23 protein-coding genes are annotated in these 25,086 nt (G+C 66.5%); 9 read left to right on the top strand and 14 right to left on the bottom strand.

The window, feature by feature from the left end; all coding sequences use genetic code 11:
• Window positions 1-56: 56 nt before the first annotated feature.
• Window positions 57-1,331, bottom strand: a complete 1,275-nt coding sequence (gene ispG, locus AC3WMA_RS09115; RefSeq protein ID WP_492285068.1) for a flavodoxin-dependent (E)-4-hydroxy-3-methylbut-2-enyl-diphosphate synthase — start codon at window positions 1,329-1,331, stop codon at window positions 57-59.
• 12 nt (window positions 1,332-1,343) lie between these two features.
• Window positions 1,344-1,886 carry a Fur family transcriptional regulator gene (locus AC3WMA_RS09110; protein WP_257731105.1) on the bottom strand — a complete coding sequence of 181 codons (543 nt, stop codon included), beginning with the start codon at window positions 1,884-1,886 and terminating at the stop codon, window positions 1,344-1,346.
• A gap of 112 nt (window positions 1,887-1,998) precedes the next feature.
• Between AC3WMA_RS09110 and AC3WMA_RS09105 the strand changes: the two genes are divergently transcribed.
• From AC3WMA_RS09105 to AC3WMA_RS09095, 3 genes are all read left to right on the top strand, one after another.
• Window positions 1,999-2,784, top strand: a complete 786-nt coding sequence (locus AC3WMA_RS09105) for a 3-hydroxybutyrate dehydrogenase (protein WP_492285067.1) — start codon at window positions 1,999-2,001, stop codon at window positions 2,782-2,784.
• Window positions 2,781-3,854 carry a patatin-like phospholipase family protein gene (locus AC3WMA_RS09100; protein ID WP_492285066.1) on the top strand — a complete coding sequence of 358 codons (1,074 nt, stop codon included), beginning with the start codon at window positions 2,781-2,783 and terminating at the stop codon, window positions 3,852-3,854. Before AC3WMA_RS09105 ends, AC3WMA_RS09100 begins: the two co-directional genes overlap by 4 nt.
• 283 nt (window positions 3,855-4,137) lie before the next feature.
• On the top strand, window positions 4,138-4,554 hold the full coding sequence (locus AC3WMA_RS09095) for a DUF3830 family protein (RefSeq protein ID WP_492285065.1): 417 nt from the start codon (window positions 4,138-4,140) through the stop codon (window positions 4,552-4,554).
• 57 nt (window positions 4,555-4,611) lie between these two features.
• On the opposite strand, the gene ybaL is transcribed toward AC3WMA_RS09095, so the two are convergent.
• Both ybaL and AC3WMA_RS09085 read right to left on the bottom strand, forming a co-directional pair.
• Entirely contained in the window at window positions 4,612-6,480 is a 1,869-nt protein-coding gene (gene ybaL, locus AC3WMA_RS09090; protein WP_492285064.1) for a YbaL family putative K(+) efflux transporter, read from the bottom strand.
• A gap of 152 nt (window positions 6,481-6,632) precedes the next feature.
• The gene (locus AC3WMA_RS09085; RefSeq protein WP_492285063.1) at window positions 6,633-6,953 is read right to left on the bottom strand and encodes a polyhydroxyalkanoic acid system family protein; all 321 of its coding nucleotides are present in this window, start codon (window positions 6,951-6,953) and stop codon (window positions 6,633-6,635) included.
• A gap of 33 nt (window positions 6,954-6,986) precedes the next feature.
• Between AC3WMA_RS09085 and AC3WMA_RS09080 the strand changes: the two genes are divergently transcribed.
• Window positions 6,987-7,358 carry a hypothetical protein gene (locus AC3WMA_RS09080; protein ID WP_492285062.1) on the top strand — a complete coding sequence of 124 codons (372 nt, stop codon included), beginning with the start codon at window positions 6,987-6,989 and terminating at the stop codon, window positions 7,356-7,358.
• Between the two features lie 117 nt (window positions 7,359-7,475).
• On the top strand, window positions 7,476-8,141 hold the full coding sequence (locus AC3WMA_RS09075) for a hypothetical protein (RefSeq protein WP_492285061.1): 666 nt from the start codon (window positions 7,476-7,478) through the stop codon (window positions 8,139-8,141).
• 116 nt (window positions 8,142-8,257) lie between these two features.
• Here AC3WMA_RS09075 and AC3WMA_RS09070 read toward each other — a convergent pair whose 3' ends face one another.
• Entirely contained in the window at window positions 8,258-8,557 is a 300-nt protein-coding gene (locus AC3WMA_RS09070) for a hypothetical protein (protein WP_336811088.1), read from the bottom strand.
• A gap of 254 nt (window positions 8,558-8,811) precedes the next feature.
• On the opposite strand from AC3WMA_RS09070, the gene AC3WMA_RS09065 reads away from it, so the two are divergent.
• Window positions 8,812-9,120: a hypothetical protein gene (locus tag AC3WMA_RS09065; protein WP_492285060.1), complete on the top strand. Its 309-nt coding sequence runs from the start codon at window positions 8,812-8,814 to the stop codon at window positions 9,118-9,120.
• Window positions 9,121-9,153: 33 nt separating this feature from the next.
• Here the strand turns inward: AC3WMA_RS09065 and iolB are convergent, their stop codons facing one another.
• The 8 genes from iolB to AC3WMA_RS09025 all read right to left on the bottom strand — a co-directional run bounded on the left by iolB (window position 9,154) and on the right by AC3WMA_RS09025 (window position 19,753).
• A complete protein-coding gene (gene iolB, locus AC3WMA_RS09060) occupies window positions 9,154-9,951 on the bottom strand; it encodes a 5-deoxy-glucuronate isomerase (RefSeq protein WP_492285059.1) in 798 nt (265 codons plus the stop codon).
• 106 nt (window positions 9,952-10,057) lie between these two features.
• On the bottom strand, window positions 10,058-10,942 hold the full coding sequence (gene iolE, locus AC3WMA_RS09055) for a myo-inosose-2 dehydratase (protein WP_492285058.1): 885 nt from the start codon (window positions 10,940-10,942) through the stop codon (window positions 10,058-10,060).
• A 32-nt stretch (window positions 10,943-10,974) separates the two neighbouring features.
• On the bottom strand, window positions 10,975-12,825 hold the full coding sequence (iolD, locus tag AC3WMA_RS09050; RefSeq protein WP_492286077.1) for a 3D-(3,5/4)-trihydroxycyclohexane-1,2-dione acylhydrolase (decyclizing): 1,851 nt from the start codon (window positions 12,823-12,825) through the stop codon (window positions 10,975-10,977).
• 72 nt (window positions 12,826-12,897) lie between these two features.
• Window positions 12,898-14,832 carry a bifunctional 5-dehydro-2-deoxygluconokinase/5-dehydro-2-deoxyphosphogluconate aldolase gene (locus AC3WMA_RS09045; protein WP_492285057.1) on the bottom strand — a complete coding sequence of 645 codons (1,935 nt, stop codon included), beginning with the start codon at window positions 14,830-14,832 and terminating at the stop codon, window positions 12,898-12,900.
• 105 nt (window positions 14,833-14,937) lie between these two features.
• Window positions 14,938-15,807: a MurR/RpiR family transcriptional regulator gene (locus tag AC3WMA_RS09040; RefSeq protein WP_492285056.1), complete on the bottom strand. Its 870-nt coding sequence runs from the start codon at window positions 15,805-15,807 to the stop codon at window positions 14,938-14,940.
• A 96-nt stretch (window positions 15,808-15,903) separates the two neighbouring features.
• On the bottom strand, window positions 15,904-16,707 hold the full coding sequence (locus AC3WMA_RS09035) for an SDR family NAD(P)-dependent oxidoreductase (protein WP_492285055.1): 804 nt from the start codon (window positions 16,705-16,707) through the stop codon (window positions 15,904-15,906).
• Between the two features lie 114 nt (window positions 16,708-16,821).
• On the bottom strand, window positions 16,822-17,841 hold the full coding sequence (locus tag AC3WMA_RS09030) for a TRAP transporter substrate-binding protein (protein WP_492285054.1): 1,020 nt from the start codon (window positions 17,839-17,841) through the stop codon (window positions 16,822-16,824).
• A 43-nt stretch (window positions 17,842-17,884) separates the two neighbouring features.
• Window positions 17,885-19,753, bottom strand: a complete 1,869-nt coding sequence (locus AC3WMA_RS09025) for a TRAP transporter large permease (RefSeq protein WP_492285053.1) — start codon at window positions 19,751-19,753, stop codon at window positions 17,885-17,887.
• Window positions 19,754-19,986: 233 nt separating this feature from the next.
• On the opposite strand from AC3WMA_RS09025, the gene AC3WMA_RS09020 reads away from it, so the two are divergent.
• From AC3WMA_RS09020 to AC3WMA_RS09010, 3 genes are read left to right on the top strand one after another with little or no spacing between them, the layout of a single operon-like run.
• A complete protein-coding gene (locus AC3WMA_RS09020) occupies window positions 19,987-20,874 on the top strand; it encodes an IclR family transcriptional regulator (protein WP_492285052.1) in 888 nt (295 codons plus the stop codon).
• Window positions 20,871-22,505 carry an acyl-CoA synthetase gene (locus AC3WMA_RS09015; protein WP_492285051.1) on the top strand — a complete coding sequence of 545 codons (1,635 nt, stop codon included), beginning with the start codon at window positions 20,871-20,873 and terminating at the stop codon, window positions 22,503-22,505. The genes AC3WMA_RS09020 and AC3WMA_RS09015 overlap by 4 nt, the downstream gene beginning before the upstream one ends.
• Window positions 22,502-23,353 (top strand): PCC domain-containing protein, encoded by an 852-nt coding sequence (locus tag AC3WMA_RS09010; RefSeq protein WP_492285050.1) that lies wholly within the window; start codon window positions 22,502-22,504, stop codon window positions 23,351-23,353. Before AC3WMA_RS09015 ends, AC3WMA_RS09010 begins: the two co-directional genes overlap by 4 nt.
• 12 nt (window positions 23,354-23,365) lie before the next feature.
• Here AC3WMA_RS09010 and AC3WMA_RS09005 read toward each other — a convergent pair whose 3' ends face one another.
• Window positions 23,366-24,991, bottom strand: a complete 1,626-nt coding sequence (locus AC3WMA_RS09005) for an acyl-CoA synthetase (protein ID WP_492285049.1) — start codon at window positions 24,989-24,991, stop codon at window positions 23,366-23,368.
• Between the last annotated feature and the right edge of the window lie 95 nt (window positions 24,992-25,086).

The following is a 25,086-nucleotide window of genomic DNA, read 5'->3' as shown; positions in this document are numbered from 1 at the left end:
GGTGCAGCGAAAGGCCGGGGCCTCTAGCACGTTGCGGGCGGCGCGCAAAGGCGCGATCAGCCGGTGGCGCCGAGACCGACGCCGTAGCGCCGCTCGACATAGGTGGCGACCATGGCCTTGAATTCGGCGGCGATACCGGCGCCGCGGAGCGTCGCGACCTTCTTGCCGTCGACGAAGACAGGCGCGGTCGGCGCCTCGCCGGTGCCGGGCAGCGAAATGCCGATATCGGCGTGCTTGGACTCGCCGGGGCCGTTGACGATGCAGCCCATCACCGCGACGTTGAGGTTCTCGACGCCGGGATACTGGGTCTTCCATTCGGGCATGGAGGTGGAGATCCAGCTCTGGATATCCTGGGCGAGTTCCTGAAACACGGTCGAGGTGGTGCGGCCGCAGCCGGGGCAGGCCGCCACCAGTGGCACGAAGGCGCGGAAGCCCATGGTCTGGAGCAGCTCCTGCGCCGTCCTGACCTCGACCGTGCGATCGCCGCCGGGCTCGGGCGTCAGAGAATAGCGGATGGTGTCGCCGATGCCTTCCTGCAGGAGGATGCCGAGCGCGGCCGAGGAGGCGACGATGCCCTTCGAGCCCATGCCGGCCTCGGTCAGGCCGAGATGGATGGCGTAGTTCGCCCGGCTCGCGAGCATGCGGTAGACCGTGATCAGGTCCTGCACGCCGGAGACCTTGGCGGAGAGGATGATGAATTCGCGGGCGAGGCCGAGCTCCTCGGCGCGCTCGGCCGAGAGCAGGGCCGATTGGACCATCGCCTCACGCATGATGGCGCGGGCATCAAGCGGGCGCACGGCGCGCGCATTCTCGTCCATCAGCGCGGTCAGCAGCTCCTGATCGAGCGAGCCCCAGTTGGCGCCGATGCGCACCGGCTTGCTGTGCTTGATCGCGAGCTCGATGATCTGGCTGAACTGCTTGTCCTTCTTGTCCTTGAAGCCGACATTGCCGGGGTTGATCCGGTATTTCGCCAGCGCCTCGGCGCAGGCCGGATGGTCGGTCAGCAGCTTGTGGCCGATATAGTGGAAATCGCCGACCAGCGGGACGTCGACGCCGATACGGTCGAGCCGCTCGCGGATCTTCGGGACCGCCGCCGCCGCCTCGTCGCGATCGACGGTGATGCGGACGAGCTCCGAGCCCTGGCGGGCGAGCGCTGCGACCTGCGCGACGGTTGCCGCGATATCGGCGGTGTCGGTATTGGTCATCGACTGCACGACGATGGGCGCGCCGCCGCCAACCGTGACATGGCCGACCTTGACGGGGACGGTGAGCTGACGGCCCAGCGGGCCCGCACGTTCCGGCGTCAGATAGGAAAAGGCGCGCTCATTCATGCGGCTGCTCTATCATGATCCGGCATTGCGGCAATGCTCGCAGCGTCCGACGATCTCGACCATCTGGTGCGACGGAGAGAATTGCCGGTTTTCCGCGATCGCCGCCACCGCTTTCTTCATCGCGGGCGAGGAATCCTCGTCGACGCCGCCGCAGGATTCGCAGATCAGGAAGGCGACGACCTCGTTCGCGCCATGACCGTGCAGGCAGGCGATATAGGCGTTCTTCGAGGAGAGCCGGTGGACGAAGCCCTGCTCGACCAGGAAATCGAGCGCGCGATAGATCGAGATCGGCGCAAGCCGGCGCCCGCCGGCCGGTGAGATCCGGTCCGCCAGGTCGTAGGCACCCACGGGGCGATGGTCGGCATGGAGCGCCTCCAGCGCCTGCCGCCGGATCGGCGTCAGGCGCAGGCCCCGCTCGCGGCAGATCCGTTCGGCCCGGGCGAGAGCCTCCGCCGCGTGGCGGCGGTGATCCTCGGCGTGGCGGCAATCGTGCCCGTCATGTGTGTGGTGCACATGGTCGTCATGCATATGCGCGTCTGACTGCATTTTCGTCATGTTGCGTTGCGAAGGGTCATCAGGCAACGTGCGGCGATATCCTGCCGTTCCATTGCCCTGTCCGGCCCGAACCTAAGCATTTTCTCCCCGATTGTCAGGAGCCTTGACGCTCATGTTCCTCAAAGACCGTACCGCTGCGATCACCGGCTCGACTTCCGGCATCGGCCTCGCCTATGCCCGCGCGCTCGCTGCCGAGGGTGCCAACCTCGTCATCAACGGCATCATGCCCCCAGCCGATGCCGAAAAGCTGCGCACCGATCTGCAAAAGGAATTCGGCATCAAGGTGGTGTTCTCGGGCGCGGACATGACCAAGCCGGCCGAGATCGCCGGCTTCATCGCCGAGGGCGAGAAGGTCTTCGGCGCGATCGATATCCTGATCAACAATGCCGGCATCCAGTTCGTCTCGCCGATCGAGGAGTTCCCGATCGAGAAATGGGACCAGATCATCGCGATCAACCTGTCCTCGGCCTTCCATACGATCCGCGCCGCGCTGCCGAAGATGAAGGAGAAGGGCTGGGGCCGCATCATCAACACGGCCTCGGCGCATGCCTTCGTCGCCTCGCCCTTCAAGTCGGCCTATGTCGCGGCCAAGCACGGCATCGCTGGACTGACCAAGACGGTCGCGCTCGAAGTCGCGACGCAGGGCATCACCGTCAACGCGATTGCGCCGGGCTATGTCTGGACGCCGCTGGTCGAGAAGCAGATCCCGGACACGATGAAGGCGCGCAACATGACCAAGGAGCAGGTCATGAACGACGTGCTGCTCGCGGCGCAGCCGACCAAGGAATTCGTCACCGTCGAGCAGGTCGCGGCGCTCGCCGTCTTCCTGTGCACGGACGGTGCCAAGTCGATCACCGGGACGACGCTGCCGATGGATGGCGGCTGGACCGCGGCGTGAGCGGGCGCCCTTCCCGCAAGGCCGAACCGGTCAAGGGACTGGTCGGGCCGAAGGCGGAGAAGACGGTTTCGCTGGCGCTGCAGGGCGGAGGCGCGCATGGCGCCTTCACCTGGGGCGTGCTCGACGCCATCCTGGAAGACGGGCGCCTCGGCATCGAGGCGCTGACCGGCACCAGCGCCGGCGCGATGAACGCCGTCGTGCTGGCCGAGGGCTGGATCGACGGCGGCATCGATGGCGCGCGCGCCAAGCTCGAGGCGTTCTGGCGGGCGATCAGCGTCGATGGCAAATATGGTGGCTCGGAGCGCTCGCTGCTCGACACCATGCTCGGCGCCTGGGGCAACAATAACGGCACGCCGCCGGGCATGCTGTTCTTCGAGATGTTCGCGAAAGTAGCGAGCCCCTATGACGTCAACCCGCTGAACATCAATCCGCTGCGCGGCGTGGTCGCCGACCTCATCGATTTCGCGAAGGTCAGGGCCTGCGACGCGGTGAAACTGTTCATCGCCGCGACCAATGTCCGCACCGGCAAGATCGCGGTGTTCGACGGCAAGGACCTGACGCCGGATCATGTGATGGCCTCGGCCTGCCTGCCGATGGTGTTCCAGGCGGTGGAGATCGACGGCGAAGCCTATTGGGACGGCGGCTACATGGGCAATCCCGCCCTGTTCCCGCTGTTCTACCAGGCGCATTGCGACGACATCCTGCTCGTCCAGATCAATCCGATCCAGCGGCGTGAACTGCCGACCAAGGCACGCGAGATCCAGGACCGATTGAACGAGATCACCTTCAACGCCTCGATGCTGCGCGAACTTCGCGCGATCGATTTCGTCAACCGGCTGATCGACGACGGCAAGCTGCCGCGTGAGGAATACAAGCGCGTGCTCATGCACCGGATCGACGGCGGGCCGCCGCTGGCGGAGCTGACCTCATCCTCGCGCATGAACGCGGAATGGTCCTTCCTGCTCAAGCTGCGCGACATGGGCCGCACGGCCGGCAGGCGCTGGCTCAAGCGCAATTACGAGGCGATCGGCAAGACCGGCACGCTCGACTTGCGGGAAGCGATCGGCTGAGCGGCTGCCCGGCCCGCTAGTCTTGCACCGGGCCTCTCCGTCATCCCGGGCTTGCCCCGGGATCCATCGAAGGGCGCCGCGTTCTACGATGGATCCCGGATCTCCGCTTCGCTGCGTCCGGGATGACGGCCTGCTTTTCAGGAAAGTGCGGTGCGAGCTGACAGCTCCGCGCTCGCATCCTTCACGTTCCGGCGTCTCACTTGTTCCGGGAGCGCTCTTGCGCGGGCCTCGGGCGTGATGTCATTCAGCAGGTTCGAAACGCTTCCAAGAAGACGGGGATTTCATGAGCAAGCTGATCGTCACCGCCGGGCCGTTCAAGTTCGATGCCAAGTTCGAGCTGGAAGCCGCGCCGAAGACCTGCGCCGCCTTCAAGAAGCAGATGCCGTTCATCAGCAAGATGGTGCATGTGCGCTGGAGCGGCGAGGGCGTCTGGATGCCGCTCGGCGATCTCGATTTCGGCGTCGGCTACGAGAACAACACGGCCTATCCGGCTCCCGGCCACATCATCCTGTATCCGGGCGGCGTCAGCGAGACCGAGATCCTGCTCGCCTATGGCGGCGTGCAGTTCGCCAGCAAGGCCGGCGTGCTCTCGGGCAACCACTTCATCACCCTGACCTCGGGGCTGGAGAACCTCTACACGCTCGGCCGCAAGACGCTCTACGAAGGCGTGCAGGACGTGCGCTTCGACCTCATCGACTGAGCGCGATCAGCGATTGAATATGAGAAAGGGCGGGGCGCCTGGCGCCTCGCCCTTTTCTTATGCCGCAGCCGGGGGATCGGCCGGCGGGTCTTCCGCCGGCTTGGCCGTAGGTGGCTTGGGAGCCGGCAATTCGGCTACCGTTTCGGGCTTCGCAGCTTCGGGCGCAGCCTCCGGCTCGGCAGGCACTGGTTTGGCGGTATCCTTGAGGTTCTGACAGAGCGAGAGCATGGCGCGGGCGATCTCGGCCTCGCCCATGATCGTCAGCGTCGCCCCGCATTTGGTGAGATGCGCCACCTCGGCATCGGAATGGGCGCGCGCGACGATCGGCAGGGCCGGGTTCTCGGCGCGGGCCTGCTCGCAGACCTGTCCGGCCTCGAAACTGCCGGGGATGGCGACGAAGAGGCGCACGGCCCGGCCGACACCGGCGGCGGAGAGGACCTCGGGATCGGCGGCATTGCCGACGAGAAGTTCGGCGCCGTCGCGCTTGGCCGTCTCGACCGCGTCGGGATTGTCCTCGATGACGAGGAGCTTGGCGCCCTGCGAGAGCAGGCCGGCGCCGAGCAGGCTGCCGACGCGACCATAGCCGACGATGACGATATGGTCGGCGAGGCTGGTCGCGGTGATGTCGCGCTCCGGCGGGGCTTCGGCTTCAGGCTCCGGGGTCTTGGCCTCGGGCTTGTTGGCTTCCGGAGTCGCGGCCGGCTTCGGCTTCGCGGCCGGGGCTTCCGGTGCCAGGCGCTCGGCGAGGGCGAAGACGACCGGGTTGAGCAGGATCGACAGGATCGCGCCGGCGAGGATCAGGTCGCGCCCCTGTGCCGGCAGGATGCCGAGCGCCGTCCCGAGGCCGGCGAGGATGAAGGAGAACTCGCCGATCTGCGCAAGCGAGGCCGAGATGGTCAGCGCGACCGACTGCGAACGGCCGAAGGCGCGCACGATCAGCCAGGCCGCGACGGATTTGCCGATCAGGATGATGGCGAGCGTCGCGAGCAGGGGGCCGGGCGCGCGCAGGATGATGCCGGGGTCGAAGAGCATGCCGACCGAGACGAAGAACAGCACCGCGAAGGCGTCGCGCAGCGGCAGGGTTTCCTCGGCGGCACGCTGCGAGAGCGGCGATTCCGAAAGGATCATGCCGGCGAAGAAGGCGCCGAGCGCGAAGGAGACGCCGAACAGCGTCGCGGCCGAATAGGCGACGCCGAGCGCGACCGCGAGCACCGCCAGCCGGAACAGCTCGCGCGAGCCGGTATGGGCGACCCAGTGCAGCACCCAGGGGATGACGCGCCGGCCGATCAGCAGCATGAAGGCGAGGAAGCCGATCAGCTTGGCGAAGGTCAGGCCGAGCACGCCCCAGACGCCGAGATCGAAGCGGGTCGCCAGCGGGGCGCTGCCGCCGGAGGGCGTGCCGTTGATGATCTCGGCCAGCACCGGCAGCAGCACCAGCGCCAGCACCATCGCGATATCCTCGACGATGAGCCAGCCGACCGCGATGCGCCCACGCTCGGTCTGGACGAGGCGGCGCTCCTGCAGCGAGCGCAGCAGGACGACGGTCGAGGCGGTCGAAAGGGCGAGGCCGAAGACCGCGCCCGAGAACCAGTTCCAGCCGAGCAGTGTGCCGAGCCCAAGGCCGAGCAGCGTCGCGATGCCGATCTGGACGACGGCGCCCGGCACAGCGATCGCCTTTACCGAGAGCAGGTCCTTCAAGGAGAAATGCAGGCCAACGCCGAACATCAGCAGGATGACGCCGATCTCGGCCAATTCATTGGCGAGGTTCTGGTCGGCGACGAAACCCGGTGTGAACGGACCGACGGCGACGCCGGCAATGAGATAGCCGACGAGGGGGGAAATCCGCAGCTTTTGGGCAAGCGCCCCGAAGACGAAGGCAAGGCCAAGGCCCGCAACGATGATGGCGATCAGCGGGCCGTGATGCATGGGTCTCCCAGATCCGAAAGGTCAAGAAATCAAGATTGTTTGAACTATCCGAGCATGGGGTTTCGAGGCTGCGATTTCAACCGAAGGGCGTACGACTTTTCAGGCTTTCGCTGCCGAAAATTCCGCCCGCCGGGAGTGGCAGGCGATGCGATTCAGGCCTTCGGCTTCTCCAGCAGGATCTGGCCCTGCTTCTCGACGCCGATCTTGAGCTTCTCGGCGAAGACCGCGAGCATCCAGGGCAGCGTCACCTCGACGCGGATCAACTGATCCTCGACCTCGACGCGGCCATGGACGGTATGGCCGAGCGCACCGACGCCGAAATGCAGGGCGTCACCCTCCCAACGTTCCTCGACGAGCTGCATCCGGACCATGCCAAGCCGGTCGCGGATCTTCTCGACGCCGCCGCGCAGGCGTGCGAGCGCCGCGTCCCGGCCGAGATCATGTGAGATGGTGATGGAAACTGGCTTGCCCATGTCAGCTCATCGGAAAGGGAAGGAAGCCGGTATATGGCCCTGTGGCGGGCGCTTTGCCAGCGCCGCACGAAAAAGCCCGCCGAAAGGGCGGGCCTGATTGTCGATCGCTTTTGCCGGCACACCGGGCTTTCATCTGTCTCAGTCGCGGTTGCTCAGGCGCTTCTGGCCACATTGGGTGACCCGCCAGATGGTCCCGTCCGACTCGACGAGGCCGCGATCCTGCAGGGAATGCAGCATCGTCTCGTCGAAGATGAAGTGGCGGGTTTCCTCCTCGATGCTCTCAAGCGCGATCCATTCAGGATCGGAGAGAACGAACGGGTGAGCGATCTGGAGGTGCTGAACATGCATGCGCTTCTCCTTCTCGTTGAATGCCCCTGTTCCGCGGTCAATCGCATCCAATCATGACGCGGTCATGGCCGAACAGGTGAAGAATCGTGACCCAGTTGTTTTGCCGCGGGCTGGAACCCGGCCGCCTCCGCTTCGTTCTCTGCCATGACCCCTTTCAGAAACGGAGAGACCGCCATGGCGATCAGCAGCAACAGCTTCCCGCCCGACGTTCCGAAGGCCGATGACGAGGCGCGCGCGGCCGTGGGCGCCAGCGTCAGCAGCCTGCGCGGCAAGGCGGCGGAATTCGCCGACAAGGCCAGCGAAACGGTCAAGGACGGCTATGAGCGCGCCAAGGAAGCCTGGGACGAGGCCGAGCCGCTCGAGGCCGTCCGCGATAGCGGGCAGGCGGTGGTGCGGGGCGTCGAGCGGCATCCGCTCGCCGCGCTCGGGCTTGGACTCGCTGGTATCGGACTCGTGGCCTGGGCGGCGCTGCGCAGTCAGCCTTCATCAGGCTGGGAGCGCTATCAGCCGGATTACGGGCGCTGGCGCGGCTGGCTCCAGGATTACGGCTCCGAGGCGGCCGATGCCGGTAACCGCGCCCTGAAATCCGGCGGAAGCTGGCTGCGCTCGCAGCGTGACGTCGCGGATGACTATACCGACCGTGCCGGCGATTATGCGGCGGTGGCGCGCGCCTATGCCGATCGGGGCGGGCGCATGCTGGCGAAGCGGGCGGAGCGCGAACCGATGGCGGTCGTGGTCGGGCTGGGGCTCGCGGCCTATGTCATCGGCTCGCTGCTGACCTCGGCTTCGGGCAGCGAGCGCCCCGCCGCGCCGGCCCGCAAGCGCGCTGCCCGACGCTGACGAGGTTCGCGGCCCCGGCACCGGGCCGCCCATTCCATGAAAAAGCCCTCCGGCGCCAAGCGCCGGAGGGCTTCTCTATTCCAAGGGCATCTTCCTCAGGAAGGCGCCCCGTTATCTCACCACCAGTAGCCACGACGGCCGTAGTAGCCGCCACGGTAGTAGGAGCGGTTGTCGGCAGCGATCAGGGCGCCGCCGATGACGCCAGCGGCCACGCCGGCCGCGACGGCCGAACCGGCCTCGTTCGAGGCGCGACGGTTCTCGACATAGTTCGCCGAACGGCACTGCTGATAGGCGCGGGTGCCGGGGCGGAAGCCCTGGGACTCACAAGTCACTTCGGCGTCGGCCATCGACTCCTGCGCGGTCTGGCAACCGGCGAGGAGAGCGGCCATCGCGCCAACAATCAGAATGCTACGCATATTCTATCCTTTTCAGCCTCCCATTGGCCTGATCCGACTTAAGAGCAGCCGCGACGGCAGGTCAAGAATGACGCGGTCTTTGCGTTAAAGTTCGCAGCGTCAAATCGCGACAATTCCGCTGCAATCGCGACAATCCGGTGAAGCTTGCGGCGGTGGCCGTGGCTTCGGAACGGTTTCTCGACGGCTGGGCTTGCTTTTGCATCGAAGCGGCTGAACATGGGTGCAGACCCGATCAGCACAGTCCGGACCTGACGATGCCCCGCCTTTTCATGCTCTTGCCGGCCCTGCTGCTTGGCGCCTGCGCCTATCATACTTCGCGCAGCAGCATCGTCGTCGTCACCGATGCGCAAAGCGTTGTGGAGAATTGCACGAAGCTCGGCGAGATCGACGGACAGGACAGCTCCCAGTCGATCATGCCGCTCGACAAGACGCGCGATTCGGTGATCACGCGCCTGAAGATCGCCGCGGCGGAGCAGGGCGGGACCCATGTCGTGACCAAGGTCGCCGACATCAAGTGGAAGGGGCCGGAGACGAACGGTACCGTCTACAAGTGCAAGCCCTGAGGTGCGGCCGAACCGCGCCTCGACAGCGGGGGCTCAGCCCTTCAGCAGCCACTCATGCTCGGCGGCGTTGTGGAATTTCCAGGTCCGCTTCGGGCCGGCCATGACGTTGAGATAATAGAGATCGTAGCCGTGGCAGGTGGCGCAGGGGTGATAGCCCTTGGGCACCAGCACGACGTCGCCGTCCTCGATCGCCATGGCTTCGTCCAGGCTGCGGTCGTCGGTATAGACGCGCTGGAAGCCGAAGCCCTGCGGCGGGTTGAGGCGGTGATAGTAGGTCTCTTCCAGATGGGATTCGCGCGGCAGGTCGTCCTGGTCGTGCTTGTGCGGCGGATAGCTCGAGGTATTGCCTGCCGGCGTGATGACCTCGACCACCAGCAGCGAATCCGCCGGTTCGTTCTCCGGCAGGATGTTGGTGACGTGGCGGGTGTTGGAGCCCTTGCCGCGGATCTCCTGGCCGAGATCGTCCGGGCTGATGACGCGGACGGGCAGGCCGCCCTTGAGGCCGGGCGCCGTGCAGACCGCGAGCTCCAGATCGGTGGTGGCGGTGACGGACCAGTCGGAACCTTCGGGAAGGTAGACCGACCAGGGCTTGCCCTCGAAAGGGCTCATCCGCTGGCCGAGCTCGCCCAGGGGCTTGCCGTCAGCTGTCGCGTTCCCCTTGCCGGTGACGAAGACGAGGCAGGTCTCGCGGGTGCCGGTCTTGGCCGAGACGGTCTCGCCCGGCTTCAGGCGGTGCAGGTCGAAGCCGACATAGGTCCAGCCGGCATTTTCCGGCGTGACATGGGTGACGCGGCCGCTCGTGCCCTGCGGCTTGACCTTGAGATGGGACATCGGCTGCTTCCTATCTGATGGCTCGTCATGCTCGGGCTCGACCCGAGCATCTCTGTCGGGAGATTCTCAGGCCGCGCTGCGCTGCGCCCGAAAATGACGGTTGTTGTCAGGCCAGCCCGGCTTCCTTGATGAAGCGGCTGAGATTGGCGTGGCCGAGCTTGGCATAGGTCGCGGGCTCCGCCTTCTTCGGGTCCTGCTCGGCCTCGACCACGATCCAGCCGGAATAGCCCTGCAGCTCGCGCAGCACGCGGACATAGTCGATCAGGCCGTCGCCCGGCACGGTGTAGACGCCGGCGAGCACCGATTCGAGGAAGGACCAGTCCTCGCGGTTCGAGCGCCACATCACGGCCTCGCGGATGTCCTTGCAGTGGACATGGTGGATGCGGGCCTTCCAGTGTCTGATGATGCGGGCCGGGTCGCCGCCGCCCCAGGTGGCGTGGCCGGTATCGAGCAGCAGGCCGACGGCCGGGCTGGTGACGCCCATGAACCGGTCGATCTCGGCTTCGGTCTGCACGACCGTGCCCATGTGATGGTGATAGACGAGCTGGAGGCCGTATTCGGCCTTCACCGCCTCGGCGAAATTAGAGTAGCGCGTGCCGAAATCGTCCCAGCGGTTCTTCGGCAGCACGGGCCGGGCCGAAAGCGGCTTGGCGATGTCGGAATGGATCGCGTTCGAGGTCTCAGCGGCGATCAGCACTGAGCAGCCCATGTCGCGCAGCAGCGTCGCATGGGCCTTCACGGCCACCATCTCGGTGGCGACGTCGCGGACGAGCAACTCGGTCGAGTACCAGCCGGAGACCAGGGCGTGGCCATGGGCGTCGAGGATCGGCTTCAGCTTGCCGGCCTCGCGCGGAAACTTGTTGCCGAGTTCCATGCCGGTGAAGCCGGCCTCGCGGGCCTCGTTCAGGCAGGTTTCGAGCGGGATGTCGCCGCCGATTTCCAGCATGTCGTCATTCGACCAGCCGATGGGGTTCGCGCCGATGCGGATCATGTGTCGGGTCTTTCTTGCCTATGGGAACGGCTTCAGTTGCCGATGGTCTGACGCTTGCGTCGTTCGTCGTAATTCGCCCGCGCCGTGCGAACCTGCTCGCGCTGGCTCACTTCGGGCACCGCGACATCCCACCAGGCGCCGCCGGCACCGGTCGAGATCAGCGGATCGGTGTCGATGACGACGACGGTCGTGCGGGTGTTGGCCTTGGCCTGCGCCAGCGCCGTCTCCAGCTCCGCAATCGAGGCTGCCTTTACGGCGATCGCGCCCATGCTGGCGGCGTGCTGGACGAAATCGATCTCCGGCAGCGTCTCGTGCCGGGTGTCCTTGAGCAGGTTGTTGAAGCTCTGGCTGCCGGTGGCCATCTGCAGGCGATTGATGCAGCCATAGCCGCGATTGTCGAGCAGGACGATGGTGAGCTTCAGGCCGAGCATCACCGAGGTCGCGATCTCGGAGTTCAGCATCAGGTAGGAGCCGTCGCCGACCATGACGACGACCTCCTTGCCGGGCCGGGCCATCTTGGCGCCGAGGCCGCCGGCGATCTCGTAGCCCATGCAGGAGAAGCCGTATTCGGCATGGTAGGAGCCGGGCGCACCGGCCTGCCAAAGCTTGTGCAATTCGCCGGGCAGGCCGCCGGCAGCATGAAGCAGGATGACGTCCGAACCCAGCGAGCGCTGGACCGCGCCGATGACCTGCGCGTCCGAGGGCAGGGCGGCATTGCTGGCGGCGGTCGCCTTGCCGGCTTCCTTCAGCCAGTCGGCCTTGCCGGCTTTGGCCTTGGCCGTCCAGCTCTCGGGGGCCTTCCAGCTGCCGATGGCCTGCGCCAGTTCGGCGAGGCCCTCGCGGGCATCGGCGACAACCGGCAAAGCGCGATGCTTGCCGGCGTCGAATGACTGGATGTTGAGACCGATGATCGCCTTCTGCTCAGCGCCGAACAGCGCCCAGGAGCCGGTGGTGAAATCCTGCAGGCGGGTGCCGACCGCCAGAACGAGGTCGGCCTCGGCAGCTAGCCGGTTGGCGGCCTCCGTGCCGGTGACGCCGACAGCGGCCATGTTGAGCGAGTTGTCGTCCGGCAGGGTGGATTTGCCGCCTTGCGTCTCGCAGACGGGAATGCCGGTCGCGGCCGAGAAGCGGGCGAGCTCGTCGCTGGCACCGGAATAGAGCACCCCGCCACCGGCGACGATGAGCGGCTTCTTCGCCGCCTTCAGCGCCTCGGCAGCAGCCTTGAGTTCGTCGCGGTCGGAGCGGGGACGGCGCGGCGTCCAGAGACGCTCCGTGAAGAAGCTCTCGGGGTAGTCATAGGCTTCGGCCTGGACGTCCTGGCAGAGCGCGAGCGTGACCGGGCCGCATTCGGCCGGATCGGTCAGCACCTGCATGGCGCGGGTCAGCGCCGGGATGATCTGCTCCGGCCGGGTGATGCGGTCGAAATAACGTGAGACCGGCCGGAAGCAGTCATTGGCCGAGACGGTGCCGTCGCCGAAATCCTCGACCTGCTGGAGCACCGGATCGGGGATCCGGTTGGCGAAGACATCGCCCGGCAGCAGCAGCACCGGGAGGCGGTTGACATGGGCGAGCGCCGCAGCGGTGACGAGATTGGTCGCGCCGGGGCCGATCGAGGTCGTCGCAGCCATGAAGCGGCGGCGCATGTTGGCCTTGGCATAGGCGATCGCCGCATGGGCCATGGCCTGCTCGTTATGGGCGCGGAAGGTCGGCAGGCGCTCGCGCTCATGCCAGAGCGCCTCGCCGAGGCCTGCGACATTGCCATGGCCGAAGATCGCCCAGACGCCACCGAAGATCGGCAGGCGCTGCCCGTCGATCTCGGTCATCTGCGCGGCGAGGAAGCGCGTCAGCGCCTGCGCCATGGTGAGGCGGACGGTGCTCATGATCTGTCTCCGGTCGGGAGTCTTCTTAGCATCGGCTTGGTCCGAAAACCGGTTCCCACTTTTCGGGCCGATGCGCTAGGCCGCTTTCCGGCCGCGCGTGGCAAGCCAGAGGCCGGTCAGCGCCTCAAAGCGCTTGGCCATGTCGGCGATCGCCGCCTCGTCGTCGAGCTTGCCGGAAAGCCAGCCTTCAGCCGCGCTCATGAAGATGGTGCGGCCGACGGCGAAACCCTTGACGATCGGGGCGGAAGCCGTGGCGGCGAAGCCGGCCTCCAGCTCCTCCGCCGGCGCATCGAGCCCGAGCAGCAGGACGCCGCGGCACCAGGGATCATGCTTCGCGATGGACTTCTCGATCGCGGCCCAGGCGGCGGGGGAGGATTGCGGCTCCAGCTTCCACCAGTCGGGCTTGATGCCGAGCGCGTAGATTTCCTCCAGAGCACGGGAGATCGTGTCAGCGCCGAGCGGGCCGTTCTTGCTGGCGATGATCTCGATCAGCAGTTCGCGGCCGACCTTGCGCGCCGCTTCGAACAGGCCGCGCAGCTTTTCCTGCTGCTCGCGCTTCAGCTCTTCGGAATCGTCCGGGTGATAGAAGCAGAGCGCCTTGATGCAGTGATCGACCGGCCATTCCGGCAGCAGCGAGCCTATATCCTGGCTCGTCTCGAAGCGCAGCGGGCGCGAGCCCGGCAACTCGACCGGGCGGCCGAGCCAGGCGAAGGGATGGCGGGCGAATTCGAACATCGCCTCGCGGCCATGCTTCTCGTCGAGCAACATGCCGTAGCCCGGACGGCCATCGGCGACGCGCGCCGCGGCCTTGACCGCCAGAACTTTGAAGTCGCGGATGCGGGCGGGTTCGGCACCGAGCTTCGCTGCGAGTTCTTCGAGTTGCGAGCGATGATCGCAGGCCAGCGCCATCAGCGAAGGTACGTCGCGGCGGCGCGTCGTCGCCCAGTGGACGTGGTTGATGTCGGCGTCCTTGCGGAGCGCCCGATGCGGGCTGCCCTCTTTCAGGAAATATTGCAGCTCCTCGAAGGTCGGGCTTTCCGGCGAGCAGAGCAGGCGTGAGACGGCGAAGGCGCCGCAGGCATTGGCCCAGGTCGCGGCGGTAGCGAAGCTTTCGCCGCCGAGCCAGCCACGCAGGAAGCCGGACATGAAGGCGTCGCCGGCGCCGAGCACATTGTAGACCTCGATCGGGAAGCCCTTGCCGATGATGCCTTCCTCGAGGTCATCGGGGATCGGGCCTTCATAGACGATGCAGCCCATCGGGCCGCGCTTGAGCACGATGGTGGCCGGCGTCAGCGAGCGGATCGTCTTCAGTGCGGGCAGGAGTTCGCTCTCGCCCGAGGCGATCAGGACCTCTTCCTCGGTGCCGATGATCAGGTCGCAGCCGGGCAGGACCGTCTTCATCCGCTCGGAGACGGCCTGCGAGGCGATGTAGCGGTTGTCGCCGGCATCATGGCCGGCAAGGCCCCAGAGATTAGGGCGATAGTCGATGTCCAGCACGACCTTGCCGCCTTTGCCGTGCATCAGCTTCATTGCCTTGCGCTGGGCAGCCTCCGGGCCGGGGCGGGCGAAATGCGTTCCGGTGACGACGACGGCGCGGGCCTTCGCGATGAAGGCGGGGTCGATATCGCCTTCCTCCAGCGCCATGTCGGCGCAGTTCTCGCGATAGAACAGCAGCGGGAAGGACTTGTCGCTCTCGACCGAGAGGATGGCGAGCGCGGTCAGGCGTTCCGGGTCGGTCTTGAGGCCGTCGAGATTGACGCCCTCGCGCGCAAGCTGCTCGCGCAGGAAGCGGCCGAACTGCTCGTTGCCGACGCGGGTGAGCAGGGCCGAGCGCAGGCCGAGCCGGGCTGTGCCGATGGCGATATTGGCGGGGCAGCCGCCGACCGATTTGGCGAAGGAGGTGACGTCCTCCAGCCGCGAACCGATCTGCTGGCCGTAGAGATCGACCGAGGCGCGGCCGATGGTGATGACGTCGAGCGCCTGCGTCGATCCGCCGAGCGGTCCCGTCATGTCTTTCTCCCGGCTGCGCTGGTCATTGGAGCCGAACGGCCCTGTTGCCGGAATGAAATAATAATTCCAGCTTCTCGTCAATGCGGAATGTACATTCCCTAAGCTTTAGGCGGCTCCGCCGCGTCGACCCTTGCTACGCCCGGCCCGGCGCGCCTCGCCGACGCCAACCGCCAGCGCCATCGAGAGCGCCATGGTCGAGGCCAGCGTGCGGAATCCGCCGAAATCCGCCTCGGCGACTTCGAACCAAAGCTTGGCGATGCTGGCGAGCGGGGAGAAGGCGCTGTCGGTGATCGCGACGAGCGGCACGCCGCGCTCGGCCAGGCCGCGCGCATCCTCGATCGTGGCCGGCGCATAGGGCGAGAAGCTGATGACGAGGACGGCATCTTTCGGCGTGGCGAAGGCGATGATCTCCGGATCGAGGCCGGCGGCCGACTCGACGAGCTGGTTGCGGACTTCGAGCTTGCCGAGCGCATAGGCGAGATAGCTCGCCACCGGATAGGAGCGGCGCCGGGCGAGGATATAGATCGTCTCGGCGCGAGCGAGCACGTCGATCGCGCGGTCGAGTGTCGCCTCGTCGAGGGTGCGGCTCATCACGTCGAGCGACTTGCGCGAGGCGGTGAGGAAGCCGTCGAGGATGCGGTGATTGCCGGCCGCCGTGCCGTCGCCGACCCGCAGCGTGTTGAGGCGTTCCTCATAGCTCGAATTGCGCTCGCGCAGCCGTTCGCGAAAGACGCTTTGCAGGCTGGTGAAGCCGTCGAAGCCGAGATGCTGGGCGAAGCGGATCAGGGTGGAGGGCTGGACGCCGGCCGAGATCGCGATGCTAGCAGCGGTGCCGAAAGCGATCTCGTCGGGATTGTCGAGGGCATAGGCCGCGATCTGGGCGATGCGCTTGGGCAGGCTCTCGCGCTGGGCGAGGATCGATGCGCGCAACTCGTCGAAGTCGCGCGGTAGCTCCGCAACGGCGGTTTCGCTCATCCTGGGTTCCCGTTGCCGTCCCTGTTGCGACAGTTCTGGCAGCGAAGCGGAAATGGAGCAAGCGTTCCAAAGGAGGAATGAACGCTCGACAATGGACTACCCCGGCAAGCCGGCGGTGCAGCTCTGGCCGCCATCGACCGGCAGGCAGACGCCCGTGACGAACTTCGCCTCGTCGGAAGCGAGGAAGATCGCGGCGTTGGCGATGTCCCAGGCGGTGCCCATCTTGCCCATCGGAACCTGCGCGTCGCGGGCGGCGACCATTTCCTCGACCGAGGCGTATTGCGAAGAGATCTGCTTGTAGATCAGCGGGGTGTCGATCAGGCCGGGCATGATGCAGTTCGCGCGGATGCCCTGCCTTGCGTATTGCATCGCGAGCGCGACCGTCGCCTGGTTCACAGCCGCCTTCGTCGCGTAATAGGCGAAGTACGGGTAGCCGGTCCAGCGGATGGCGGCGAGAGACGAGATGTTGACGATGGCGCCGCCGCCGGCCTTCAGCATCTCCGGAATGACGGCCTTGGCACAGCGATAGACCGAGCCGAGATTGAGCTGGAGCGAGGCGTTGAACTGCTCCTCCGACAATTCGACCGGGCCGCCCATATGGGTGACGCCGACATTGTTGTGGAGGATGTCGATGCGGCCGAAATGCCGGACGGTCGCGGCGACGCAGGCCTCGACCGAGGCGAGGTCGGTGACATTGGCGGCGAGGGCGAGAGCCTTGCCGCCCTCGCCGGCGATGATCGCGGCGGTCTCTTCAGCGGCATCGCGGTTGAGGTCGATGCAGGCGACGCCGGCGCCCTCGCGAGCATAAGCGACGGCCGCGGCCTTGCCGTTGCCCCAGCCGGGGCCGGAGGAGCCGGCGCCGAAGACGATGGCGATCTTGCCCTTCAGCCGGTCGGCCATGTGGTGTTCTTTCGATGAGGGACGAGAAGGGCGCGGGATTTCCTCTCCTGTAAGGAGAGGGTTCCCCGCGCCTTATGGTCGTGTCCGGCGCCCGATGATGAGGGTGGCTGTCGATCAGCTCAGCGAGCTGCCGACGGCCTTCTCCAGGATCGCCCAGGCCTCATCGCCGTACTTCTTCTTCCATTCGGCGTAGAAGCCGGCCTTGCGCAGGGCATCGCGGAAGGCGTCGGCCTTGGTCTCGTTGATGGTCATGCCCTTCGAGGCGAGCTCGCCCTGCAGGCCGGCATTGAGCTTGGCGACGTCCTCGCGCTCCAGGAGCGCAGCGGCATTGATGTTCTTGGCGACGATGGCGCGCAGGTCTTCCGGCAGGCGCTCCCAGGCGCGACGGTTGGCCAGGAACCAGAAGCCGTCCCACATGTGGTTGGTCAGCGAGAGGTACTTCTGCACCTCGAAGAGCTTGGCCGTCGCGATGATCGCGAGCGGGTTCTCCTGGCCGTCGACGACCTTGGTCTGCAGCGCGGTGTAGACCTCGGCGAAGTTGATCGAGGCCGGGGCCGACTGGAAGGCGGTGAACATCGAGGTCCAGAGCGGCGAGACCGGCACGCGGATCTTGAAGCCCTTGAGATCCTCGGGCGTGTTGATCGGGCCCTTTGACGAGGTGATCTGGCGGAAGCCGTTGTCCCAGATCTTGTCCATGACGACGAGATTGGCCTTGCCGATCTGGCCGCGGACATAGGTCCCGAGCTCGCCATCCATCGCCTTCCAGACCGCGTCGTAGTTCGGGAAGGCGAAGCCGATGCCGGAGAGAGAGGCGTTGGCGACGAGCGTCGAGAGGATCAGCGGCGAGAGCGTGAAGAACTCGACGCCGCCCGAGCGCACCTGGCTCAGCATGTCGGTGTCGGAGCCGAGCTGGTTGTTTGGGAAGATCTGGATGTCGACCCGGCCGTTGGTCTCTTGCTTGATCTTCGCCACCGCCTCGTTGGCGCGGGCGTTCAGCGGGTGCGCGACGGGCAGGTTGTTGGCGTATTTGTAGGTGAATTCGGCGGCCTGGGCATTGGCGCGGCCGATATGGAAGGTACCGAGCGCGGAGGCGGCGGCCGAAGCCTGGAGCAATGTACGGCGCGAAATGGTCATGAGCGTTTCTCCTCGGGGATTGTCTGGTTTCTTGTTGTGAGCTTCACAGCACCCAAGTCGAGAGACCGGGCACGAGGGCGATGACGATGAGGCCGACGATCAGGGCGATGAGATAGGGCCAGATCGCGCCCATCGCCTCGTCGGGCGAGACGTTGCCGATCTTGCAGGCGATGTAGAAGCCGATGCCGATCGGCGGCGCCATCAGGCCGATATTCATCGCGGTGACCACGACCATCGAATAGTGCACGTCGTTGATGCCGAGATTCTTGGCGATCGGGAACATCAATGGCGCCATCAGCACGATCGCCGGCAGGCCTTCCAGCACGCAGCCGAGGATCATGAAGACGACGATGGTCACCGCCATGAAGGAGAGCCAGCCGCCGGGCAGGTTCGCCATGAAGACCGCGAGGTCGCGGGCGAAGCCGGTCTGGGTCAGCGCCCAGGCCATGGCGAGCGCCGTGCCGAGAATGACCAGGATCGCCCCGGAAAGCGCCGCCGTCTCGACCAGCATCTGGTAGAACTTGCGCGGGCTGATGCCGCCATAGAGCACGATGCCGATGACCAGCGCATAGAGCACCGCGATGGTCGAGACCTCGGTCGCGGTCGCGACGCCGCCGCCGACCGCGGCACGGATGATGAAGGGCAGGACCAGCGCCGGGGCCGCGACGAGCGCGACCTTGCCGATCACCGCGAGTGGCGCGCGGCGCACGCCCTTCATGTCCTCCGCCGCCGCCTTCCAGCGGGCAAGGCCGGCGAGCGCGACGAGCAGCACGCCGGCGATGACGAAGCCGGCATTGAACAGGCCGGCGATCGAGACGCCGGCGACGGAGCCGAGCACGATCAGCACGATCGAGGGCGGTACGGTGTCTGCCATCGCCGCGCCGGTGGAGAGCAGCGCGATCAGGTCCTTGGGCTTGTAGCCGCGGCGCTTCATCTCCGGGAAGAGCGCGGGCGCGACCGTCGCCATGTCCGAGACCTTGGAGCCCGAGATGCCCGAGACGAGATAGAGCGAGCCGAGCAGGACATAGGACATGCCGGCGCGGACATGGCCGAGCAGGGAGGCCAGGAAATCGACGATCGCCTTGCCCATGCCGGTGGCGTCGAGGATGCAGCCGAGCAGCACGAAGATCGGTACCGAGAGCAGGATGAGGCTCGACATGCCCTCGTCCATCCGTCCGATCATCACGATCATCGGGACATTGGTCGAGAAGGCGAGGAAGGCGAGCGTACCCAGCCCGAAGCAGAAGGCGATCGGAACGCCGGCAACGAGGCAGGCGGCGACGACGCAGACCAGGAAGATCAGGATATTGTAGTAGCCGAGGGTCTTCAGCGTCGGCCCCAGCAGCCAGAAGGCGAGGCCGAACCCGCCGATGATCAGAGCCGAGGCCGCGATATCCGCGAGACGCCCGGTCTTGAAGGCATAGCGGATCGTCAAGAGCAGCATCAGCGCGATGCCGACCGCAATCGCCGAGACCCGCCAGCTGACGGGAATGTTGAGCGCGGCCGAGGTGACGTAGCTCTCTTCCACCGCGTAATCGATGGCCGGGTAGACCATCGCCGCCAGGAAGGCGGCAACGGCGATGAGTGCCAGCGTCTCGACGAATTCGCGCAGACGCGGCGGCATCATGCCGACGAAAAGCGTCAGGCGCAGATGCTCATTGCGATCGACGGCGATGGCGGCGCCGAGCATGGCGAGCCAGATGAAGCAAATCGAGGCGACCTCGTCGACCCAGACGAAGGGCAGCGAGAAGACGTAGCGCGAGATCACGCCGAGCAGCAGCACGCCGATGATGAAGGCGACGAGTGTCGCTGCGACGATCTCGACCGGGCGCATGATGGCGGAGCCGGGGCGCGCGCCCTCGTTCTCGCTCAGGTTCTCTGGGATATGCAGCGTATCGACGACATCGACCATGCGGTGGCCTCAGATGCCGGTCGTCAGGCGCACTGCACCCGTGCTGTGTGGAGCCCTTAGGGCCATCGTTCCGTTCCTCCCTTCGCGCCGATCTTGTGTGTCGTCGGCGTCGATTGCGGTCCACACTGTGAATAGCCGGGCAGCGGGACGGGCCGCAGATTACACGAGGGGGGCGGCATTGCAATCCGCAAAGCGCCCATCTACGGTTGGGAGATAAGAATAAGGTCCATATCATGGACCATCTGGAGGAGCGCTTGCCGCAGAATTCCGTGCCGGAAGCCGGGTTGTCCGGCTCGCAGAGCGTCGACCGCGCTCTTGGGCTGCTCTCGCTGATCGGGCGGGAGCCGGCCGAAGGCTTGCCGCTCGGCGAGATCGTCTCCGGCAGCGGCCTCAACAAGCCGACGACGCGGCGCCTGCTCATGGCCTTGATGCGGGCGGGGCTCGTCGAGCAGGAGCCGCTGACGCGGCGCTATTGCCTGGGCGAAGAGGCCTTCGTGCTCGGCGTGCTGGCGGCGCGTCGCCACGGCCTGCTTGAGATCGCGATGGACGGCCTGAGGCGGCTTTCGGCCGAGACGCAGGATACGAGCTTCCTCACGGTTCGGCGCGAGAATTACGCGATCTGCCTGCACCGGGAGGAGGGGACCTATCCGGTGCGCACCCATGCCTTGCAGGCCGGCGACCAGCATCCGCTCGGCGTCGGCGCGGGCTCGCTCGCCATGCTGGCGGCGCTGCCTGACGACGATGTGGACCGGGTGATTGCGGCCAATGAAGCGGCGCTGCTGGCGCGCTATCCAGGCTTCGCACCCGAGGCTTTGCGGGTCGATATCGCGGCGACGCGCGCCCGCGGCTTTTCGCTCAATCCCGGCCGGCTCGTCGCCAGCTCATGGGGCATCGGGCGGGCCTTCCGTTATCCCGACGGGCGCGTCGCGGGCGCGTTGTCCATCGCGGCGATCGACAGCCGGATGACGCCCGGCCGGCAAGCGGAGGTTGCGGTGCCGTTGGCCCGCGAGGCCGAGCGGCTGGAAGCGCTGCTCAAGCAGATGTTCGTATCCAAAGGGGCTGCGCGGCCGACCGCGCCTGCCGCCCCGCGATCCATCGAGACAGGGAGAGCCGCAAAATGAGCTCTGCAACCACAACCCCGACCGGGGGCGTCGTGCCGATGACCCGGCGCGTGATGAACCTCGCCCATATCGCGACGCAGAATGCACGGCGCCTGCCTACGCATCCCGCCTTCATCTGGGGCGAGAAGGTCCTCGACTGGGCCGAGATCGATGCGCAAGCCTCGGCTCTCGCGGCAGGCCTGCGGGCGCGCGGTATCGGCAAGGGCGACCGCCTGCTGGTCCATTCCAAGAACTGCGACGCGATGTTCATATCGATGTTCGCGACCTTCCGGCTGGGCGCCGTCTGGGTGCCGACGAATTTCCGCCTGCTGCCCGACGAGGTCGCCTATCTCGCCACGGCTTCCGGCGCGAAGGGCTTCCTCTGCCATGGCGATTTCCCGGAGCATGCGGCGGCGGTTGCTGCCGCGAGCCCGGCGCCCGAGTTCATCTGGCGGATCGGGGATGCCGCTGTCGGCGAGGACGAGGTCGGCGCCGTGATAGCGCGCCATCGCGGCGAGCGCGTCGAGAACGCCGCGGTGGAGCATGACGATCCCTGCTGGTTCTTCTTCACGTCGGGCACGACCGGGCGCTCGAAGGCCGCGGTGCTGACGCATGGCCAGATGGGCTTCGTCATCACCAACCATCTCTGCGACCTCGTGCCCGGCTCGACCGAAGCCGACGCCTCGCTGGTCGTGGCGCCGCTCTCGCATGGCGCGGGCGTGCACCAGCTAATGATCTCGGCGCGCGGCGCGACCTCGATCCTGCTGCCGACCGAGCGCTTCGATATCGACGAGGCCTACCGGCTGATCGCGAAGCACCGCGTCAGCAACATCTTCACCGTGCCGACGATCCTGAAGATGCTGGTCGAGCATCCTGCCGTCGACCAGCATGATCATTCGAGCCTGCGCTACATCATCTATGCGGGCGCGCCGATGTATCGCGAGGACCAGAAGGCGGCGCTGAAAAAGCTCGGCAAGGTGATCGTGCAGTATTTCGGGCTGGGCGAGGTCACCGGCAACATCACCGTGCTGCCGCCGGCCCTGCACGAGGCCGAGGACGGCCCGAATGCCCGTATTGGCACCTGCGGTTTCGAGCGCACGGGCATGCAGGTGCAGATCCAGGACGATGAGGGAAAAGAGGTCGAGCCGGGTGTGCAGGGCGAGATCTGCGTGATCGGGCCTGCCGTCTTCGCCGGCTATTACGACAACCCGGAAGCCAATGCGAAATCCTTCCGCAATGGCTGGTTCCGCACTGGCGATCTCGGCCATATGGACGAACAGGGCTTCGTCTACATCACCGGCCGCGCCTCGGACATGTATATCTCCGGCGGCTCGAACATCTACCCGCGCGAGATCGAAGAGAAGATCCTGACCCATCCCGCGATCGCCGAGGTCGCCGTGCTCGGCGTGCCCGATCCGGTCTGGGGCGAGATCGGCATTGCCGTCTGCGTCAACCGGCCGGGCCAGAACGCGACCGAAGCCGAGATCGCGGATTTCCTCGGGCCGAAGATCGCCCGCTACAAGATGCCGAAGCGCTTCCTGTTCTGGGATGCCTTGCCGAAATCGGGCTATGGCAAGGTGCCGAAGCGCCTCGTCAAGGACGAGCTGGAAAAGCGCGGCGAGCTCGATGTCCTGAAGGGGAAGACGTCGTGAGGCGCATCCAGCAGCCCGGCACCGGCACGCCCGAGCGTATCCAGTGGGTGGAATGCGGCGGGCGCGCCTTCTCGCTGACACTGCCGGCCGGTGTGCTGTTGCTGGAGGCGGTCAGGAGCGGTTTTGCGGCTGCGGGTTTCGCCTCGGGCGTGGTGAAGCTCGACGGGCTCCGGCTCTCGCCCTTCGCCTATGTGATGCCGGCGCTGTCGAAGACGCCCGAGCATGCGGCCTTCTACAGCGAGACGTTCCGGCCGGAAGGCGGCGCGCGGATCGAGGTCGGCGCGATGACCTTCGGCCAGCGCGATGGCGCGCCGTTCTTCCATGCTCATGCGCTGTGGGTGGAAGGGGACCGCAAGCGCAGCGGCGGGCATATCCTGCCGGACGAGACCATGGTCGCCGAGACGATCACGCTGCAGGCGGTCGGGCTCGACGGCGCGGTGTTCACGGCCGAGCCGGATAGCGAGACGCATTTCAAGCTGTTCGGGCCGGTGTCCGCCGGATCAGGTGGTGCCGGGGCAGGGCGGTTCTTCGCGCTGCGCGTGAAGCCGAATGTCGATTTCTGCGGCACGCTGGAAGCGTTCTGCGTAGAGCGCGGCATCCGCGAGGCGGTGATCCATGGCGGCGTCGGCTCGACCATCGGCGCGCGGTTCAGGGATGGCGGCGTGGTCGAGAATTTTGCGACCGAGGTTGCGATCACGGACGGGCGGATCGTGTGTGGTGCGGGCGGATTCGAGGCGGCAATCGATGTCGCGCTGGTCGACTATAGCGGCGCGCTGGCGAGCGGGCGCCTGAAGCGCGGCGACAACCCGGTGCTGATGACCTTCGAGCTGGTGCTGGAGGCGCGCTGAGGCCGCGAAGCGTCAACCGCCCCGCTGCTTCGCGATCTCCCGGTTGCGCAGATCCTTGCGCATGATCTTGCCGGTTGCGGTCAGCGGCAGCTCCGTTACGAACTCGACCTCGCGCGGATACTGGTAGGCCGCCAGCCGGTCGCGCACGAAGGCCTGGATTTCCTTCGCCAGCTCGGCCGTCGGCGTGACATCCGGCTTCGGCAGGACGAAGGCCTTGACGATCTCGGTGCGGACGGGATCGGGCACGCCGACCACCGCGACCATCAGCACAGCCGGGTGGCGGATGATGCAGTCCTCGATATCGCCCGGCCCGATGCGGTAGGAGCCCGAGGAGATGATGTCGTCGTCGCGACCCTGAAACCAGAAATAGCCCTCCTCGTCGCGGGAGCCGCTATCGCCGGTGACGAGCCAGTCGCCGATGAACTTCGCCGCCGTGGCCTCGGGCTGGTTCCAGTATTCCAGCATCATCACGGGGTCGGGTCTGGCGACGGCGATCAGGCCCTGCTCGCCATCAGGCAGTTCCTGGCCTTCGGGCGAGATCACCGTGACGCGATGGCCGGGCACGGCGCGGCCCATCGAGCCCGGCTTCACGGGATAGAGGCTCGCGCAATTGGCGACGAGGAGGTTCGCCTCGGTCTGGCCGTAGAACTCGTTGACCGGGAAGCCGAAGGTCTCGCGGCTCCAGTCGAGCATGTCGGCGCCGAGCGTCTCGCCGCCGGTGCCGATCGAGCGCATCTCGTAACCGAAGCGCTTGGGATTGACGACCTGCCGCATCAGCTTGAGCGCGGTCGGCGGCAGGAAGGCGTTGCGGACCTTGTGCCGTGCCATCAGCGCGAAGGCGGCTTCGGGATCGAATTTGCGAGCGCGGGAGGCGAGTACCGGCACGCCGCAATAGAGGCTGGGCAGGAGCACATCGAGCAGGCCGCCGATCCAGGCCCAGTCGGCCGGCGTCCAGAACACATCGCCCGGCTGCGGGAAGAATTCCTGCGGCAATTGAACGCCCGGCAGATGGCCGAGCAGGACGCGGTGGGCATGCAGCGCGCCCTTCGGCTTACCCGTCGTGCCGGAGGTGTAGATGATCACGGCGGGATCATCGGCGCGCGTGTCGGCGGCGGCGAAGCGGTCGGAGGCCTTCGCCATCTCCGCCTCGAAGTCGAGATGGACGGCGTCGCCGACGACGAAGATCTTCCGCAGGTTCGGCAGGGCGTCGCGGATTGCCTCGACCTTGCCGATATTCTCCGCGTCGGTGACGAGCACGCTGGCGCCGCTATGGCCGAGGCGATGCTCCAGCGCCTCGGGACCGAACAGGATGAAGAGCGGCAGGGCGATCGCGCCCAGCTTATAGGCACCGAGATGAGCGATCGCGGTCTGCGGCGATTGCGGCAGGAGGATGCCGACGCGCTCGCCCGGCCCGATGCCGTGATGGGCGAGGAGGTTGGCGAAGCGGTTCGAGGCGCGGGCGAGATCGTCGAAGGAGAGCGTCGCGACCTTACCCCCGTCCTCCTCGAAGATCAGCGCCGGTCTGCCTGAGCCGTCCGCATGGGCATCCGAGCAGGCCGTGCCGATATTGAAGCGCTCCGGGATGCGCCAGGCGAAGCGTCGCAGCGTGTCGTCATAGGTGGTGCCGCGTTCGAGCATGTCTGGCCTCGGCCTGTTCGCAGAGGCCCGATTAGGCGTGCGATGACCGGAACTGGCAAGCGGCGGGCAGACGCATCCGGTGTGGGAAGAAGGGC

Source organism: Allobosea sp. FW305-C-101 (genome assembly GCF_058783685.1).
The sequence above is the reverse complement of the archived record's forward strand: the minus strand, read 5'-3'. Positions and strand labels throughout refer to the sequence as shown.